1 protein-coding gene is annotated in these 1,240 nt (G+C 56.1%); it reads left to right on the top strand.

Annotated features, from left to right (window positions below; all coding sequences use genetic code 11):
- Positions 1-94 precede the first annotated feature (94 nt).
- A partial coding sequence (locus tag AC27VO_RS16455) for a flagellin N-terminal helical domain-containing protein (RefSeq protein ID WP_488667795.1) occupies positions 95-1,240 on the top strand: 1,146 nt, incomplete at its 3' end.

The raw sequence follows: 1,240 nt of genomic DNA, 5'->3' as shown, positions 1-1,240 counted from the left end.
AAATAAGCCGAGTACGGCCGCTGGCAGCGCAGAGGCCCTGTCTAAGGGCTCGGCTGTCAGCGCCTTTCACAGTTTTTTTTGAAGGGAACGCAAAATGGCAATGACCATTAATACCAACGTTGTATCGATCAACGCGCAACGTAATCTGAGCTTGTCGGGAAATGCCTTGTCGACCTCCATGCAGCGCCTGTCCTCGGGTCTGCGTGTGAACAGTGCCAAGGACGATGCAGCAGGTCTGGCCATTTCGGAGCGCATGAACGCGTCGGCCAAGGGCCTGGCGGTGGCGGCACGCAATGCCAACGACGGTATCTCGCTGGCGCAGACCGCTGAAGGTGCATTGGGCAAGATGGGCGACATGCTGCAGCGCATGCGTGAGCTGGCGGTGCAAGCCTCCAACGCCACCAACAGTGCGGCAGACCGTAAAGCACTGCAAGCGGAAGTGTCCCAGCTGACTTCGGAAATTGATCGTGTGGCCAAGACCACCACGTTCAATGGCCAGAAGATTCTGGACGGCTCTTTCTCTGGTGCGGTGTTCCAGGTGGGCAGCCAGGCTGGTGACAACATCACTGTGGGTGCGCTGGTGAATGCCAAAGCAGCGTCCATGGGGGATGTGGCGTACGGTGCCAATACAGCGGTCAATTTGGAAACAACAACTGCTGCGGGGCTTGCACTCAAGGTTGGCAACAGCTCGTGGACCACCATGACCACGACCCCTACAACCACCGCCGGTACGCAAGAAAACAGCATCTACATGACCGTGGACAGCGTGCATTACAACCTGGGCGAGTTTGACGCGGCGAGTACGGGCGAAGAGCGTGCCGGTGAGTTAGTTGCTGCGATCAATCAGCACACTGCAGATACCGGGGTGACGGCATTTTTGGAAAAAAATACCGCAGGTACCGCGTACCAAGTGGTTGTACGCTCTGAAAAACTCAATACGGCAGGTACGCAGACACTGGCAGTCACGTTTACGGACAATGCTGGAACCACACAGCTGACGGATAACAACTTCGGCTTGGTTGCAACAGACTTGAATGTGGCGGCTGCTGCAGCAACCAAGACGGGTGGCTTGGACAAGCTGAGCGTGTTGAAACAGTCGGATGCTTGGGAAGCCTTGAAGCAAATTGACAAGGCGATTGACCAGGTGAACTCGGCCCGTGGTGATCTGGGTGCGTTGCAGACGCGTTTTGAAAAGACCGTTGAGAACATCGACATCATGAATGAGAACATCACGGCAGCG

The sequence above is a fragment of the Comamonas sp. 14P8.1.4 genome, from assembly GCF_057799285.1.
This window is presented reverse-complemented; position numbering and strand designations above follow the sequence as displayed.